This is a genomic window from Hymenobacter pini (assembly GCF_020421205.1).
GTDB classification, from domain to species: domain Bacteria; phylum Bacteroidota; class Bacteroidia; order Cytophagales; family Hymenobacteraceae; genus Hymenobacter; species Hymenobacter pini.
The window spans coordinates 634,137-651,799 of the sequence record NZ_JAIZZH010000001.1 but is presented as its reverse complement, the minus strand read 5'-3'; the positions used below and the strand labels follow the sequence as shown (position 1 = coordinate 651,799).

Below are 17,663 nucleotides of genomic sequence, written 5' to 3'. Positions count from 1 at the left end.
GTAACAGCTGCTGCCTTGGTCGGGCCGCCCGCTCCTGCACTACCCGCCCGCCCTCTGTCCGTTGCACCTTTCTCTTGGATGGCACCTATGGCATCTTCTTCTACCGAAAACCTGACAACCGCCGCTGTGCACGGCGTAAAGTGGACCACCGGGGCCACTATCACCACGGCCCTGCTGCAGATTGGCTACACGGCCACCATGGCGCGGCTGCTGAGTCCGGCTGCCTTCGGGCTGGTGGCCCTGGCGGGCGTTATCCTGCGGTTCGGCTCCTATTTCGCCCAGATGGGGATGGAACAGGCCATTATTCAGAAAGCCGAGCTTACCCGCGCCGATGTGCGGGCGGCTTTTACTTCATCGGTATTGCTGAGCCTGGTATTCGGGAGCCTGCTGGTGGTGGCGGCTCCGCTGGCGGCCGGCATTGTGCAGCAGCCCGAGGTGGTGCCGGTGGTGCGGGTGCTGGCCGCCGGGCTGGTGCTTACCGGGCTCAATGCCACGGCCTTGAGTTTGCTGCGCCGCCACATGCGCTTCCGCACGCTGGCCAGCATTGAGGTGGCCTCCTACGTGCTGAGCTACGGCGGGCTGGGCATTGGGCTGGCCTTTCAAGGGTTTGGGGTGTGGAGCCTAGTGGCTGCCACGCTGGGCCAGAACCTGCTGTTAACCATATTGAGCTACCTGGCCGAGCGCCACGACATCCGCCCCCTGTTTGAGTGGGAAACCTACCGCCCCTTGGTGGCTTACGGCAGCCGCATGTCGGCTATCAGCTTCCTGGAATTTGTGACCGGCTCTCTGGACACCTTACTGATTGGGCGGCTATTAGGAGCGGCGGCCCTGGGCATTTACAGCCGCGGCTGGATGCTGATTGGGCTGCCCGTGTACCTGCTGACCACCAGCGTATCGAAGGTGGTGTTTCCATCCTTCAGCCAAGTGCAGGCCGACCGCCCCCGCCTGCGCACCGTGTACCTGAGCAGCATCACCCTGATTGCCGCGCTGGTGATTCCCATTTGCGCGGGTGCCGCCGTGGCCGCCCCGGAAATTGTGCGCGTGATGCTGGGCGCGGGCTGGACGGCCGCCGTGCCGATTTTGCGGGTGACGTGCGCCGCCTTCGCCCTGAGCATGGTCACGATGTTTGCTGGGGTGGTGTGCGATGCCACGGCCACCCTCACGCCCAAGCTCTGGCTGAATTTACTGTACGTGGTGCTACTAACGGGCCTGTTTATGGGCCTGAGCCGCTATGGCTTGCTGGGCGTGGCCGGAGCGGTGGTGGCCGGAGAGGTAATCCGGACGGTATTGTACCTGTGGCTAATGCGCCGAGTGCTACAAGTAACGGTGGCCCAGGTGCTGGGCAGCTACGTGCCGGGGCTGCTGGCCGGAGCTTTGGTAGCGGGCGGCATTGCGGCGGTGCGGTGGCTGGTGCCTGCTGGCACCGTGCCCGCCACTGCGCTTTTGTTGCTGGAAATATTGGCCGGGGCCGTGCTGGTCTTTGCTTTTACAGTGGGTGCCCCGCCCGCTCGGTTACGCCACGTGCTGCGCCACTTGCTGCACCGGCTGCTGGAAGGCAACGCGGCTACCGGGCGCGCCCAACAACTATTGCAAGCCTTTTGGGCCCGGCTGACGCACCTGGATGGGGAGCGGCCGGCCTCTTCACACTCTACCGCTACAGCCCCGCGCCCCCACCCCGCGCTCCTACCCGACCCCGAAACTGAACTGGTGTAATCATGCGCGTTCTGTACGACCATCAGGCGTTTACGCTCCAGGATTTCGGGGGCGTATCCCGCTACCACCATGAGCTGCTGTGCCATGCCAGCTGGCAGTCGGAGCTGGCGGTGGCGCTGAGCAACAACCTGTACCTGCAGGACCGGCAACACTCCCGCCACCTCACCTTCCTGCCCGCTTCGAGCCTGCCAGCCCGGTGGCGGGTTATCCGGTTTTTCAACGACCTGGCCTCGCGGCGGGCCCTGCGGCAAGGCGCCTACGACGTGTTCCACCCTACCCTCACCGATGACGACTATTTCCTGAGCTTGCTCCCGCCGGACCGCCCGCTGGTGGTAACCATTCACGACATGATTCCGGCCCTGTTCCCGGCGCACTACCCCGGCCGTGACGGGCAGGTGCTCAACCGCATCGTTCAACGGGCCAACCGCATCATCGTCGTCTCGGAGCACACCCGCGCCGATGTGCTCCGGCTGCTACCAGTAGAGCCCGAGAAGGTGGAGGTAGTGTACCACGGCTATGCCGCGCCCCAGTACACGCCTGCGGCGGCCCTACCGGTACCAGAGCGGTATGTGCTATTTACGGGCAGCCGGGCGCTGTACAAAAACTTTGGCTGCCTGGTGCAGGCACTGGCCCAGCTGCCTCCAGCAGTTGCCCAAGGCTTGCACTTGGTTTGTGCCGGGGGCGGTGCTTTCACCGATGCCGAGCAAGCACTACTTCGGCAGGCGGGCTGCGCCGAGCGGGCGCACCAGTTTGGGCCGGTTTCTGATGCGCAGCTAACCTATTTGTACCGCCATGCGAAGGTATTCATTTTTCCGTCCGAGTACGAAGGGTTCGGGTTACCTATTTTGGAAGCCTTCGGCCAGCAGTGCCCGGTAGTGCTCAGCCATGCATCCTGCTTCCCGGAAATTGCCTGCGAGGCCGCCCTGTACTTCCCGCCTAATGAGCCAGCGGTCCTGGCCGAGCAGCTGGCGCGGGTACTCTCGGATGCTGCCTTGCGCCGGGAGCTTGTGCAGCTGGGCCAGCTACGACTGCTGGATTTCACGTGGCACCACACGGCCCGCCGCACCCGTGCGGTGTATGAGCAGGCCTGCGCGCGCCTCCGTGCGCCCGCTGCGGCCCAACATCCAATATCAGCGCTGGAACTATGAAACTAAACTTCCGCTTCCGCCATGTGCTGCCGGCCCTGTTGGTGCTGCTTACCGACCGGGCCTTTACCGAGTTTGTGATAACCGACCCCGACGACCCGGCGCTGGGCCTGTACAACTACGCCATAACGGGGTTTTCCCTGCTGCTGCTGGCGCTGTATTTCCGGTACCTGAGCCCGGTAATGCGCCGGTGGCTGCTGGTAGTGGGGTTTGGTATTGCAGCGCTGGCGCTGGAGTCGTACAACGGCTGGGGTACGCCGTTCGTGTACCCGCACGTGTTTGCCAAACTGCTGGCACTGCTGCCCATATTTGCCCTGTTTGCCTACTACCGCCGCCATCCGCTGCCCATGGGGCTGCTAATGTTTTTGCTGGTAGTAGGCCTGGCGGGCAGCCTGGCCATTTTTCACCCTGATGCACTGAGCCTTAGCGCTTTCCTGGAAACCGAACGGGGCTTTAACGTAACCTCCGCGTTTCTGCTGATGCTGCCGGCCCTGTACTATTTCAATCAGTATGTAACCCAGGGCGGGCTGCTGCGGCTGGGCGTGTTCTTCGGACTGCTGGCCCTGATTGTGTTTCTGCAGCACCGCACCGTGTGGCTCACAACCGGGCTGGCGCTGGCCCTTACTGGGGTGCTGATGCTAACGGGCCGCCTGCAAGGGGCCCGCCTCACCACGCCCCGGCTGCTGCCCATTCTGGTGTTGCCGCTGCTGGCCGTGGCGTTGGGTGGCACGGCGCTAGTGCTGGACGACCCGCAGGTGCTGCGCAAGCTGGAAAGCAACGTGGAAGACATTGCCCACGCCGATAAGCAGGGCACCGGCAGCTGGCGCCTCAAGCAGTGGGAGTCGTATGAATCCTTTGTGCAGGGGCATCCGGTAGCCGGCATGCGGCTGGAAGGCTTCGAGTTGCCCATGCAGTTTTACGGTGACGGGGACCATCCCGTGTGGGCTGACCGCACCGGGCACCACTTCCACAGCTTTTACCTTGACCGGCTTTTTTACTTCGGCATTCTGGGAGTGTTGCTGGTAGTGGCCGTGCCCATCTGGCAGCTTCTGAAGCGGGCCTTGCAACCTATACCATTCTCGCCCGACACTGCCGCCCTGCTGTGCTTCAGCAGCTGCGCCCTGCTCTACGGTGTTTCGTACGACTGGCCCCCCTACCTCTACGGCATCATTGGCCTGACGATGGCCGTGGCCGCCCCGGTGCCCGCTACAGCGGCTCACCGTCCACCCGCTCCGACCCCGGCTCCTCCACCGCCGGTACCCGCCACCAGTCTGGCCCTGCCAGCTTAGCTTCTCCCTGTTTCGCCGCTACTGCTATGCAACCTGCCCCCGACACTACATCGCACCTACACACGGCCGTACTGCTACTCATTTTTAACCGCCCCGAGCCTACCCGGCGCGTGTTTGAAGCGGTGCGCCAAGCCCGGCCGCCTCGGCTGTACATTGCCGCCGACGGCCCCCGCACTACCCACCCCGACGACCCGGCCCGGTGCCAGGCCGCCCGCTCTATCGTGGCTGATATCGACTGGCCCTGCGAAGTATTTACGCTGTTTCGCACCACCAACCTTAACTGCGGCGTTGGTCCGGCTTCGGCCATTGATTGGTTTTTCCGGCAGGAGGAGGAAGGTATCATTCTGGAGGATGACTGCGTGCCGGCCCCCAGCTTTTTCCGGTTTTGCGAGGAACTGCTCACCCGCTACCGCCACGATACCCGCGTGATGCACATTGGCGGCAACAACTTCAGCCGGGAAGCCCGCCGGGCCCACTCAGACTCCCCCGAATCCTACTATTTCTCTACGCAGGTGAACAGCTGGGGCTGGGCTACCTGGCGCCGGGCCTGGCGCCTCTACGATTTTCAGCTCAGCCGTTTTCAGGAACTCCGCGAGCAGGGCAAGCTGCAAAACCTCTACGGCACCCCGCTGGAGAACCGCTACCGGCTCAGCAAAATCGAGAGTGTGCTGCACCTGCCCCAGCCCCCCGATGTGTGGGACTACCAGTGGCACTTTGCCATTGTGGCCAACTCCGGGCTGTGCATTGTGCCCGCCACCAACCTGGTGGGCAACATTGGGTTTGGTGAGCAAGGCACTCACACCCTCAACCCCGACGATGAATTTGCCGACGTGCCAACCATCGACGTTCGTTTTCCGCTGTGCCACCCCACCACCGTACTGGCCGACCGTCGGCGCGACAACCGCCGGTTCCGGGAGTTTCTGTGGGGGCGCATGGTAGCCCGCCTGCGCCGGCTGGCCACTCGTCGCTCGGCACCACCTGCTCCGGCCACTGTTCCGGCCTACACCCCACCCGTACCGGTCCTCACCTCCGCAACTCACGCCTAATCTCTATGAAGATTCTACTTTCGGCTTACGGGTGCCAGCCCGACAGCGGCGGCGAAGATGGTCACGGCTTTAACTGGCTATGGGAAACCGCCGAACTGGGCCATGATGTATGGTGCTTCACCACGCCCCTGCACAAGGAAGGCTCCCTCGACAAGTGCCTGCAGGAGCGTGCCCAAGAGCCGGCCGCTCAGCGTATTACAGTGGTGTATGTGCAGGTGCCGGCACTGCTCAACTTCTTGTACCGCTGGCAGTTTGGCGTGTATCTGCACTATATCTTCTGGCAGTTTCGGGCGTGGCGTAAGGCCCGGCAGCTGGATGCACTGGTGAATTTTGACATGGTGCACCACATCACCTACAACAGCCTGCAAATGGCCTCTTGGATGTGGCGCCTGGGCAAGCCGCTGCTGCTGGGCCCCCTGGGCGGCGGCATGCAGGCTCCAGCCTCGTTGCGCAGCTACCTACCCGATTGGTTTAAAACCGAAACCATGCGCAATTTCATCAGCTGGCTGCTCATCACCTTCGACCCCAACGTACGGCAGTCGTTGCGACACGCTACGCTGGTGCTGGCCGCCAACCGGGAAACTGCCGAGCTGGCCCGTCGGCTGGGAGCCCGCCGGGTGGAGTTGGCCATGAGCACCGCGCAGCCGGTAGATTTCTACCCCGAAGCCTACACCCCTCGGTCCCTAGCCCCCAATGGCGAAATGCGCATCCTATGGCTAGCCCGCTTGTTTCCGCGCAAAGGCCTGCATTTGGTGCTGGATGCGCTGGGCCGGGTGCACCCGCGGGTAAAATTTCACCTGACCATTATGGGCGACGGACCGGTGGCTCCCCATTTGCCCGGCTGGATTGCCGCCGCTGGCCTGCAGGACCGCGTTACCTGGCACGGGGCCGTGCCGTACGCCCGGGGGCGCCAGGCTTATCTGGAGCACGACCTGTTTATGCTCTGCAGCCTGCGCGACACCTACGCCTCGCAGTACATCGAGTCGATGGCGCTGGGCCTGCCCATCCTCACGCTCGACCACCACGGGGCTACCGACTTTATTCCGGATGAGGCCGGGTGCAAAGTGCCGGTGGGTACGCCCGCCGAAACAGCTGAGTCCCTGGCCCGCGCCGTGGAGCACCTCTACGACCACCCCGCTGAGCTGGAGCGGATGGGCCGGGCCAGCTTTGCCTACGCCCGCCACCACAACTGGCCCGCCCTGGTGGCTCATCACCTGGGCCGCATGGCCGCCGCCGACCCTGGCCTTCACGCGCTGGCTACGCCGGCTGCGGCCTATGCCACCCACGAGCTTACCCCGGCTGAGTAACCTACCGCTTCCCCATTCCCACCCCACCGTTGCGCCGGCTTTACCTCGGCCGTTACCCCTCCTTCCCTATGAACGTCCTGCTGTCAGCGTATGCCTGCAACCCTCAGTTTGGGGGCGAGGATGGATTTGGGTTTAACTGGACGTGGCAAACCGCCCGCCAGGGGCACCGCGTGTGGTGCGTTACCAACCCGTGCGGCCGGGCCGGCATTGCCGAATTTATGGCTCAGCACGGGCACGAAATAGGCCCTAATCAGCTGCAGTTTCTGTTTGTGGCGGTGCCGGCTTGGGTGCAGTTTCTGCACCGGTGGCAGTTTGGTGTGTACCTGCACTACTGGGTGTGGCAGTACCGGGCGTGGCGGGCCGCCCGCCGGCTCAGCCAGTCCGTCAATTTCGACTACGTGCACCACGCCACCTACGGCAGCCTGCAAATGGGCTCCTGGATGTGGCGCCTGGGTAAGCCGCTGGTATTTGGGCCGGTGGGTGGCGGGCAACGGGCACCCGTGGTATTCCGGCGGTTTATTCCCGACTGGTTTAGGTCGGAAACCATGCGCAACCTAGTGGGCTGGCTGCTCACCACGCTGGATCCCAATGTGCGCCAAACGCTCCGGCACGCCACTGTAGTGCTGGCCACCAACTCCGAAACGGCTGCCCTGGCCCGCAAGTTGGGAGCCCGCCGCGTGGAGCTGTTTCTGGACTCCGGCTTGCCCGAGGATTTTTTCTCACCCACCCTTCCGGTACGCACGCCCAAGCCTGAGTTGCGGCTGTTGTGGCTGGGGCGGCTGTTTCCGCGCAAGGGCCTGCACTTGGTGCTGGAAGCTCTTTCTAAGGTTGACCAGGGGGTACCATTCCATCTTACCATCATTGGGGATGGCCCGATGCGTGACCGGCTACCCGCGCAAATTGCCCGCTACGGCCTGCAAAACCACGTTACCTGGCGCGGAGCAATACCGTGGCAGCAGGTACGGGCCGCCTATTTGGCCCACGATGTATTCCTGTTCGGGAGCCTGCGCGACTCGTTTGCCTCGCAGTTTCTGGAGGCCATGGCTACCGGTTTGCCCATCATCACCCTCGACCACCAGGGCGCGCACGATTTTATTCCGGCGGAGGCAGCCGTTAAAGTGCCCGTAACCTCCCCGGCCGCTACGGCACTGGGCTTGGCGCAGGCCATAGAGCACTACTACCACAACCAAGCCGCCCGGCACGCCGCGGGCCAGGCGGGCTTCGACTTTGCCCGCACCCACACCTGGGACCTGCGCGCCCAGCGCCTGCAAGCCCTGCTGCAGGAGGCGCTACCCCGGCCGCTTACGCTCCCTCCCGTGCTAGTGAATTCGCCCACCGCTCCCCAGGAGCCGCACCTGGCCCGGGCCTAACCGTCCCGAACTACTCACGCTGAACCGTTATGCTGTACATCGTAATTCCCGTTTTCAACCGCAAAGAGTTTACCCGGGCCTGCCTGCAGTCGTTGCGTCATCAAACCGCCCCTGATTTTCAGGTGGTGGTGGTGGATGATGGCTCCACCGATGGCACGGGCCAGATGCTGCAGGAGGAGTTCCCGGAGGTGCTGGTCGAGCAAGGCGACGGTAACCTGTTCTGGACGGCGGGTGTGAATATGGGCATCCGGCGGGCCTTGCGGGAAGGCGCCCAAAGCGTGATGACGCTGAACAACGACGTGCTGGCGGCCCCCGGCTTCGTGGAAGATATGCTGGCCAAGGCCGCGCTGCACCCAACTGCGGTGCTGGGAGCCCTGGAGCTGGATGTGGCCACCGGCCAGCCCGTGTACGGCGGCGAAACCCTGGACTGGCGCACCAACACCCGCCACGATTTGCTGGCCGAGCTACCGCCCCACCAGCGCCGGGGCCTGCACCCGGTAACCTATCTACCCGGCCGGGGCTTGCTTATTCCTCGGGTAGTGCTGGAAACCATTGGCTTATTCGATGAAAAGCGCCTACCCCACTACCTCGCCGACTTCGACTACACCAGCGTAGCCCGCCGCCACGGCTTTCCGGTGTACTGCAACTACGACGCCCACCTGAGTACCTATCCTGATGAGAGTGGTCAGGAAATTACCCGCCGCCACCGCAGCGTCCGGGGATACTACCAGCACCTGTTCGGCATCCGGGGGGGCGGCAACCTGCGCAACTTCACGTGGTTCAGCCTCAAAAACTGTCCCCGGCCCTACTTACCCTATTTTCTGCTGAATGGCTACGCCCGCCGACTGGTAGGGTATTTCCTGCATTAGCCTAGTGCTTATCTGCTTGCTTACTCTGGCTGCCGCATGCTCTTTTCTTTCCTGCCCCGCGTAGTGCTCTTACTCGGCCTGTTGCTGGCAGGAATGACGTGTGCCTTGCGCTCCGGCTCCGATGCGGTGCTGGTTATCCGGCAGGGCGGCACCTACACGGGCCGCTACCACAGCACCCACTCCGGGCAGGCGTGCGTGCAGATTGCCACTACCGAGCCCGTGGTACTGGAAAATTGTGAGTTCAGCGGCCCGGGCTTGCTGGTTGACGCCCGTATGGGCGGGGCCAACCTGACCATTCGCAACTGCCGGGGCATTGGCGAGCTGCCCACGGTGGATAACCAGGCTAGGGGCCGTTTTCTGGAGCTGAATGATGGCGTGCAGCTGCTGGCGGAGCACAACTACCTGGAGCACACGGGCGGCCTGCTGGTATATCGTTGGCAAGGCAATGGCACACCCAGCCAAACCATTACGGTGCGCTACAACCAAGCCCGGAACATTGACGGCCGCTACCGCAACGGTGGAGGCGCGAAGGTCAGCTTTCTGCAGCTCAATGAGGTGCATGGGGTTGAAAACATCAGCATCAGCTGGAATGAGGTAGTGAATATACCCGACCAAAGTTTGGTGGAAGACAACATCAACCTGCACAACTCCTCTGGCACGGCCCGCCACCCCTTGGTAGTGCAGCACAACTATATTCAGGGCGCTTATCCGGTGCCCGCTACGGCCCCTAAATTCACCGGTTCCGGCATTACCACGGACGGGGACGCCTCCTCGGCCCTGACCACGACGGCCTACGTGGAGGCACATCACAATACCGTGGTAAGCACCTGCAACGCCGCCATGAACATTGCCGCCGGCCACCATAACTACTACCACGATAATTACCTCGTAACCAGTGGCCTGCTGCCTGATGGCCGGCGCTTGGCGGCCTTTTACGCCGGCACAGCCATTTTCAACGCCTATGAAAAGCCCAACGACGTATTTTTTGCCAACCGCATGCACCACAATACCATCGGCTTTGTGAGTTGGGGGCGGCAGAGCCCGTACCCCGACCGCCACGACTTAAGCATTGATGCCTGCACGCCCTGTACGGAAACCCAGCACTTGCCACAGCCAATTACGCTGCAACTGGAACAGCAGGCACATAAGCTATGGCTACACCAAGTGCGCCAGACCGGTCAAACCGTGGGATTAAGCCATTCACTGGCAAGCAATTGACCAAGGTTAGTATATAATTTTGGCATTCGGACAGTAATGAGAAAAGGCTTACCAGCAGCGGGTAAGCCTTTTTTGATTTTGAGTTACTAACGAACCCATAAATAATACAAAATACTTGTTCGGCGGGAGCAGTTGTATATGCAAGTAGTTTTATACATTTGCAATGAACCCCACGCACCGATTTAGTATTATTTCAATACTTCAATTGGTCTGGCACTTAGCAAAACCTTCCTGATAATCTGGAATACCTGATTTGGATAGGATTGAGCTGAGAGCCGAACGTTCCGGGCCTTCAGTAAGGCTTTCAAGTGGCTGCAGAGAGGATTGTGCGAGATGATAAACAGGTTTGCCACACGTGTTTAAGCAAAATGGGAATAGTACTCCCAGTAATTAGTCGAGCAGTAGGGCCACGTGGCAGCAGGCGCACAGTACGCCAAATAACGCCCAAGCACCCGTTCCTACTACTGGCTAACCGGCTTAAAAAGGACACTTTTACCAATAGCACAAAATTTATCTGTTCCACTGGAACAAATTGGACAGGGAATGCATTTAATCGATCATTCCTATATAGTTTTTCTTGTGTAAAGGCACACAGAATGCAAAAAGCCCTCAGAACTACATTTCACCTGATGACTCAAAGCAACCGCTCTGGCGCCCGCATGCTGCCGCTGTTGGCAGCAGTAGTTTCCTTGTTCAGCCTCACGCCCGCTACTTCGCAGGCCCAAGGCCAGTACCCCACCAACATCACCTATTCGGCCCCCATTACCATCACGCAAGGGGGCACGTACACGGGCAACTTCCGCAGTACCGATTCTAACACGCCCTGTATCCGCATCCAGACCACCCAGCCCGTAACCATTACCGGCTGTGTATTGGTAGGCGCCGGCGACCTGATTGATGCCAAGAATGGCGGCTCTACGCTGGTAATCACCAACAACAAAGGCTACGGCATTCAGCAGAGCGTGGACAACAAGCGCCACGGCCGCTTTGTGGAGGTAAACACCGGCCGCTCGGTGCGCATCGAAAACAACTATTTCGAGCACACGTCTGGCATTGCCGCTTACCAGTGGAGCGGGGATGGCTCGGCCTCCCAAACCCTGACGGTGCGCTACAACCAGGCCAAGAACATTGACGGCCGTTACCGCAATGGCGGCGGCGAGTACGTGCAGTTCTGCGGCATGAACCAGGTGCGCAACGTGGGCAACATTGAAATTGCTTGGAACCAGGTAATCAATGAGCCCAACAACAGTCTGGTAGAAGACAACATCAACTTCTACAACTCGGGCGGGGTGCAGCAAAGCGTAGCCCGCGTGCACGACAACTTCATTAAAGGCGCTTACCCGTACCCGGCCAATGGCAACACATTCACCGGTACGGGCATGACGACGGACGGCGACGGCTCGTCGGCTTCTACTACGGCGGCCTTCATTGAGGCCTACAACAACCAGTTCATCAGCACGTGTAACGCGGCTATGAACATTGCGGCCGGCCACGACGTGTACTACCACGACAACCGCATGATTACTGCCGGCCAGATGCCCGATGGCTCGGCCATGAACGCCAACTACGCTGCCACGGCCGTGTTCAACGCCTACCAGCAGCCCGGCTCGGTATTCTACAACAACCGGATTCAGAACAACACCATTGGCTTCGTGAAGAACGGCTACAACGTGCCCTTCCCGAACCGCCACGACTTGAGCACGGGTGCCTGCTCCACTTGCTCGGGTACCACCCACCTGCCCAATCCCATCACGCTCCAGACGGAAGCAGATGAAATGACGCGTTGGCAGCAGAAACTGCAGCAGAACAACATCGCCCTGGGCGCCGGCGGCACCAACACGGGTGGTACTTCTACCCCAACTCCTACTCCGGCTCCTACGCCCGCTCCGGCTCCGGCCCCAGTTGACCCCACAAACGCTACGTTTGTGCGCGCCATCAACGTGAACGGCGGTGCTACTACCATTGATAGCCGGGCTTGGGAAGCGGGTGGCAGCGCCACGGGTTTCCAGGTGAATGGTAATACCTTCTCGAACCAGGGTATCACGCTGAACCCGGCCACCGATGCGGCTCGGGCCGACATGATTCGCTCGTCGGCGTATAGCAACGCCCTGACGGCCAATGTGACGGTGAGCAACGGTGCGTACGTGGTGTATGCCTACGTATGGGAAGACAACAATGCGGAAACCTTTAGCCTGGCCCTGGAAGGGCAGACGGTGCAGAGCAACTACAACAGCGGCTCGGCGGGCACCTGGAAACGTCTGGGCCCGTTCACAGCTAACGTCGCTGACGGTAACCTGACGCTGACCTCAACCGGAGGCACAGTGAACCTGTCGGGCATCGAAATCTGGAAGGCCAACACGGCCACGCAGAACCAAGCCCCAACGGTGAGTTTGGCCGCGGCCAGCTCCTCGGTGACGGTCAACTCGGCCCTGGCCCTGACGGCCACCGCCGCCGACGCTGACGGCTCAGTAGCCAAAGTGGAGTTCTTCAACGGCTCGACCAAGCTGGGCGAGGACACCTCCGCCCCCTACCAGCTGAGCTGGACGCCCACGGCGGCCGGCAGCGTGTCGCTCACGGCCAAAGCCACTGACAACGCCGGGGCCAGCACCACCTCTGCCGCCGTAGCTGTGACCGTGAATCCGGCCACAGTGGCCACGCCTTCGCCCACGTTTACCGGGCCGGCTAACTCCACGTTCTTCCGCGCCATCAACATTGGCGGCTCGGCCGTAACGCTGGATGGTAACAGCTGGGAAGCTTCGGCCGGGGCGGCTAACGTGCAGCTCAGCGGCATGGTGTTCAGCAACACCTCCACTACCCTGCAACCCAGTGCCGATGCGGCCCGCGCGAGCATGCTGACTACCGCTATTGGTGGTACCAACGTGGGCGCTACCGTGAGCAACGTACCCAACGGCACGTACAGCGTGTACGCCTACATCTGGGAGGACAACAACCCCGAAACCACCAACATTGTGCTGGAAGGGCAGACGGTGCAGAGCAACTACAACACCGGCTCGGCGGGTACCTGGAAACGCCTGGGCCCGTTCACGACCAACATCACCGATGGCAACATTGTGCTGGCTACTTCGGGTGGCCACCCCAACCTGTCGGGCATTGAAATCTGGAAGGCCAACACGGCCACGCAGAACCAAGCCCCGACGGTGAGTTTGGCCGCGGCCAGCTCCTCGGTGACGGTCAACTCGGCCCTGGCCCTGACGGCCACCGCCGCCGACGCTGACGGCTCAGTAGCCAAAGTGGAGTTCTTCAACGGCTCGACCAAGCTGGGCGAGGACACCTCCGCCCCCTACCAGCTGAGCTGGACGCCCACGGCGGCCGGCAGCGTGTCGCTCACGGCCAAAGCCACTGACAACGCCGGGGCCAGCACCACCTCTGCCGCCGTAGCTGTGACCGTGAATCCGACCACAGTGGCCACTGCCACGTTCTACCGCGCCGTTAACCTGAACGGTTCGGCCACTACGCTGGACGGCAACACCTGGCAGGGCAGCACCGCCGCTAACTATACCACCAACGGTACGCCGTTTGCCAACCAGGGCATCACGCTGAATCCGGCCACCACTACGGCCAACGCGCAGATGATTCGTTCCTCGGTGTACGGCCGCAACCTGAGCTTCTCGATGACCAGCGTGCCCAACGGTACCTACGACGTGTACGCTTACGTGTGGGAGGACAACGCGGCGCAGACGGTAAGCATTGCCCTGAACGGCCAAACCGTACTGAGCAACTACAACACCGGCCCGGCTGGCAATTGGAAGAAGATTGGTCCGTTCACGACGACTGTTTCGAACGGCACCCTCACGCTCACCAGCTCGGGCGGCGACCTGAACCTCTCGGGCGTGGAAGTGTGGAAGAAGTCGACGGGCACGGCCTTCCAGCTGCTGAACCCCTTCCAGCCACAGGCCACCACGCTGGCTACGGTACTGGCCCCCGCTGCTGGTACGCCCGCTGGCGTATCGGTAGTGCGTCCGCAACTGGTAACTACTTTGCCCGCCGCCTCGCGGCAGCGCGCAATTCCCCGCCAAAGCTAAGCCCTCGCCTTTCCTGATTGGGAATTCATTGAAACCCGGCTCCTACGCAGGAGCCGGGTTTTTTGTTGACTAAACGACATTATTTACCTTAAACAATATTTTTAGTAAATATTTCAATAGAATTGATTGGATATATGAATTATAATGCAATTATTTGTCGTAATAGTTCTAATAGAACTTGTGTTGTTGGTTTGCTCACTCACTCCTCACTACGCATCTATGAAGCGCGCACTCATTACGGGCATTACAGGTCAGGATGGCTCTTATCTGGCAGAACTGCTACTGAGCAAGGGTTACGAAGTACACGGGATTAAGCGCCGCTCTTCCATGTTCAACACCGAGCGGATTGACCACCTCTACCAGGACCCCCACGAGCAGAACGTGCGCTTTAAGCTGCACTACGGCGACCTGACGGACTCCACCAACCTGATTCGGATTGTGCAGGAGGTGCAGCCCGATGAGATTTACAACCTGGGGGCCATGTCGCACGTGAAGGTCTCGTTTGACACGCCCGAGTACACGGCCGACGTGGACGGTATTGGCACCTTGCGGCTGCTGGAGGCGGTGCGCATTCTGGGCCTCACGCACAAAACGCGCATCTACCAGGCCAGCACCTCCGAGCTGTACGGGCTGGTGCAGGAAGTGCCCCAGCGCGAAACCACGCCCTTCTACCCCCGCTCGCCTTACGCCGTAGCCAAGCTCTACGGCTTCTGGATTACGGTAAACTACCGCGAGGCCTACGGCATGTACGCCTGCAACGGCATCCTGTTCAACCACGAAAGCCCGCAACGGGGTGAAACCTTCGTGACGCGCAAGATTACCCGCGCCGCCACCCGCATTGCCCTGGGCCTGCAGGACAAGCTGTACCTGGGCAACCTGGACGCCAAGCGTGACTGGGGCCACGCCAAGGACTACGTGGAGGCCATGTGGCGCATGCTCCAGCAACAGCACCCCCGCGACTATGTGGTGGCTACCGGCGTAACCACTACGGTGCGCGAGTTTGTGCGGCTGGCCTTTGCGGAGTTGGGTATTGAGCTGGGTTTCAGCGGTACCGGGGCCGAAGAAAGGGGCATTGTGGTAGCCTGCCAGCACCCGGACTTTCAACTCCCCATTGGCCAGGAAGTGGTAGCTGTGGACCCCGCTTACTTCCGTCCCACCGAGGTTGAACTGCTGATCGGCGACCCCACGCGGGCCAAAACCGAGCTAGGCTGGGAGCCCCAGTACGATTTGCCGGCCCTGGTGCAGGATATGGTGCAGGCTGACCTGCGCCTGTTCCGCCGCGACGCAGTGCTGCTGGAAGCCGGCCACCAGATTATGTACCACGACGAATAGCACCCCGGCCTGCCGGCTCCTGGCTGCTGTTCAGCTGGTTCCACGTCCTCGGGCCGTGTCCCATACTTCTGTCACCAAGCATTCTCTCCCCCAATGGATATCAACGCTAAAATTTACATAGCCGGCCACCGGGGCATGGTGGGCGCGGCCTTGGTGCGGCGGCTGCGGCAAGCCGGCTACCATAACCTGGTATTGCGCACCTCCCAGGAGTTGGACCTGCGCGACCAAGCTGCCGTGGAGGATTTCTTCGCCCTGGAAAGCCCGGAATACGTGCTGCTGGCCGCCGCCAAAGTGGGCGGCATTGTGGCCAACAACACCTACCGGGCCGATTTCCTGTACGACAACCTGCAGATTCAGAACAACGTGCTCAGCCAGAGCCAGCGCCACGGCGTGCGGAAGCTGTTGTTCCTGGGCTCCTCGTGCATCTACCCCAAGCTAGCCCCGCAGCCCATCAAGGAAGACTATCTGCTCACCGGTCCGCTGGAGCCCACCAACGAGCCCTACGCCATTGCCAAAATTGCCGGCCTCAAGCTGTGCGAGGCCTACCGGCAGCAGTACGGTTGCAACTTCATTTCGGTGATGCCCACCAACCTCTACGGCCCCGGCGACAACTACGACCTGCAGAACTCACACGTGCTGCCGGCGCTGTTGCGTAAATTCTCCGAAGCCGCCGCGCTGGGCCTGCCCCGGGTGCAGGTGTGGGGCACGGGCACGCCCCGGCGGGAGTTTCTGCACGTAGATGATTTGGCCGATGCCTGCCTGCACCTGCTGCGGCACTACGACGGGGCCGAACCCATCAACATTGGCACCGGCCGCGACATTAGCATCCAGGAGCTGGCTGATTTGGTATCGGAGCTGACCGGGTACGCGGGGGAAATCCTCTTTGATTTTGCCAAGCCCGACGGCACGCCCCGCAAGCTCCTGGATGTAAGCAAGCTTACGGCGCTGGGCTGGCAGCACTCCATTGGCCTGCGCGAAGGCATTGAGGCCGTGCTGCAATCGGCCGACTGGAAACGAGCCACGCGGCACTCAGAGCCCCAACTGGCATAGGCCTCCCTCCTTCCCCTCACGTAACGCGCTTTGCTATGCATGACCTTGTGATTCGGACTCAGCGCAAAGTGGCCCGCCTGCTCCGGGAGTGGGTGCCCTACAACCTGCATCAGCGCCCCACTGGCGTGCACTACAGCAGTCAAGAGCTGGCCGCCCAGCCGGGCAGCGGGGCTACTTACCTGGAGATAGTGCCCGCGTACACCTCGCAGCTGGATATTCCGCCGGCATTCTACGCGCTGGCCTCGGAGTACGCCGGCTTGCACGACAAGCCCCACACGACCGAGCAGGTGCCGCCCGCCTTCGTAGTAGCCCTCACCAATGGCCGACTGTACGCCGACAACTTCGACAGCGTAGCCATTATTACGGCTGATAACCAGCTGGTCGGCGACGCCTCTTTCCAGTACAGTAGCCACGAGTGGAACCTGACCCCGCCGGAGCGCAACAACATTTTCCAGCAACGCTACTTTCAGGAGCCGCTGGATATTCCGGGTACGGTGTGCAGCCTGCTTTCGGGCGGTGGGGCGGCCAGCGGCAACTACTACCACTGGCTGGTTGACTCCTTGCCCCGGCTGCACCTGGTGCAAGCCGCCGGCCTGCTGGACGAGGTAGACTACTTTGTGGTGTATGACGCCAGCAAGCAGTTTGTGCTGGATACGCTGGCGCCCCTGGGCATTGGGCCCGAGCGGCTGCTGGATGTGCGCACTACGCCCCACCTGCGGGCCCGGCAACTCTTGGCCACGTCGGCCGTGCGCGGCCGCCTCACGCACACCCCCGAATGGGCCTGCGAGTTTCTGCGCCGCACACTGCTGCCCGCCCCTTCCGTGGGCCGCACGTTCAGCCCCTACATCTACATCAGCCGCCGCGACGCTCCAGGCCGGCACATCCTCAATGAGCCTGAAATGGAGGCGCTGCTGCAGGAATACGGGTTTGAAACGCACGTGCTGACGCCTTACTCCCAGGCCGAGAAGATTGCCTTGTTTGCCCAGGCGCGGGTGGTAGTGGCATCGGTGGGGGCTGGTTTGGCTAACCTTGTGGTGGCACCGCCCGACGCGCAGTTGATTGAGCTATTCCCGCAAAGCTTTGTGGTGCCCGATTTTCTGGAGCTGACGGCCCGTCTCGGCATCGGCTACCAGTATTTAGTTGGCACTACACCGCACGCTAGTTCGGCCCGCGTGAATGCGCAGCGCGACGACCTGCTCGTTGACCTGCCGCAACTCCGGGCGCTGCTTGAAACGGCTTTGCAGCAACAGGCTGCCCTGACCTGATTTTTCGGTGCCCCTT

The 17,663-nt window shown here is 61.6% G+C and carries 12 protein-coding genes; all 12 read left to right on the top strand.

From position 1 onward, the window contains the following. Positions 1 to 87: 87 nt before the first annotated feature. The 12 genes from LF252_RS02880 (at position 88) to LF252_RS02825 (ending at position 17,647) form a co-directional block, all read left to right on the top strand. Entirely contained in the window at positions 88 to 1,713 is a 1,626-nt protein-coding gene (locus tag LF252_RS02880) for a lipopolysaccharide biosynthesis protein (RefSeq protein ID WP_226267241.1), read from the top strand. A gap of 2 nt (positions 1,714 to 1,715) precedes the next feature. Next, positions 1,716 to 2,861, top strand: a complete 1,146-nt coding sequence (locus tag LF252_RS02875; RefSeq protein ID WP_226267239.1) for a glycosyltransferase family 4 protein — start codon at positions 1,716 to 1,718, stop codon at positions 2,859 to 2,861. After that, a complete protein-coding gene (locus LF252_RS02870) occupies positions 2,858 to 4,147 on the top strand; it encodes an O-antigen ligase family protein (RefSeq protein ID WP_226267237.1) in 1,290 nt (429 codons plus the stop codon). The genes LF252_RS02875 and LF252_RS02870 overlap by 4 nt, the downstream gene beginning before the upstream one ends. A gap of 26 nt (positions 4,148 to 4,173) precedes the next feature. Next, positions 4,174 to 5,193: a nucleotide-diphospho-sugar transferase gene (locus LF252_RS02865; protein WP_226267226.1), complete on the top strand. Its 1,020-nt coding sequence runs from the start codon at positions 4,174 to 4,176 to the stop codon at positions 5,191 to 5,193. A 5-nt stretch (positions 5,194 to 5,198) separates the two neighbouring features. Beyond that, positions 5,199 to 6,500 carry a glycosyltransferase family 4 protein gene (locus LF252_RS02860; protein WP_226267224.1) on the top strand — a complete coding sequence of 434 codons (1,302 nt, stop codon included), beginning with the start codon at positions 5,199 to 5,201 and terminating at the stop codon, positions 6,498 to 6,500. A gap of 68 nt (positions 6,501 to 6,568) precedes the next feature. Beyond that, a complete protein-coding gene (locus tag LF252_RS02855) occupies positions 6,569 to 7,870 on the top strand; it encodes a glycosyltransferase family 4 protein (RefSeq protein ID WP_226267223.1) in 1,302 nt (433 codons plus the stop codon). 29 nt (positions 7,871 to 7,899) lie between these two features. Next, positions 7,900 to 8,739 (top strand): glycosyltransferase family 2 protein, encoded by an 840-nt coding sequence (locus LF252_RS02850; RefSeq protein ID WP_226267221.1) that lies wholly within the window; start codon positions 7,900 to 7,902, stop codon positions 8,737 to 8,739. 36 nt (positions 8,740 to 8,775) lie between these two features. Continuing rightward, a complete protein-coding gene (locus tag LF252_RS02845; RefSeq protein ID WP_226267219.1) occupies positions 8,776 to 9,957 on the top strand; it encodes a hypothetical protein in 1,182 nt (393 codons plus the stop codon). A gap of 629 nt (positions 9,958 to 10,586) precedes the next feature. Continuing rightward, positions 10,587 to 14,000 carry an Ig-like domain-containing protein gene (locus LF252_RS02840; protein WP_226267217.1) on the top strand — a complete coding sequence of 1,138 codons (3,414 nt, stop codon included), beginning with the start codon at positions 10,587 to 10,589 and terminating at the stop codon, positions 13,998 to 14,000. Positions 14,001 to 14,219: 219 nt separating this feature from the next. After that, entirely contained in the window at positions 14,220 to 15,332 is a 1,113-nt protein-coding gene (gmd, locus tag LF252_RS02835; RefSeq protein ID WP_226267215.1) for a GDP-mannose 4,6-dehydratase, read from the top strand. A 93-nt stretch (positions 15,333 to 15,425) separates the two neighbouring features. Beyond that, a complete protein-coding gene (locus LF252_RS02830) occupies positions 15,426 to 16,382 on the top strand; it encodes a GDP-L-fucose synthase family protein (protein WP_226267213.1) in 957 nt (318 codons plus the stop codon). Positions 16,383 to 16,417: 35 nt separating this feature from the next. Continuing rightward, a complete protein-coding gene (locus LF252_RS02825; RefSeq protein WP_226267211.1) occupies positions 16,418 to 17,647 on the top strand; it encodes a glycosyltransferase family 61 protein in 1,230 nt (409 codons plus the stop codon). The last annotated feature ends 16 nt before the right edge of the window (positions 17,648 to 17,663 follow it).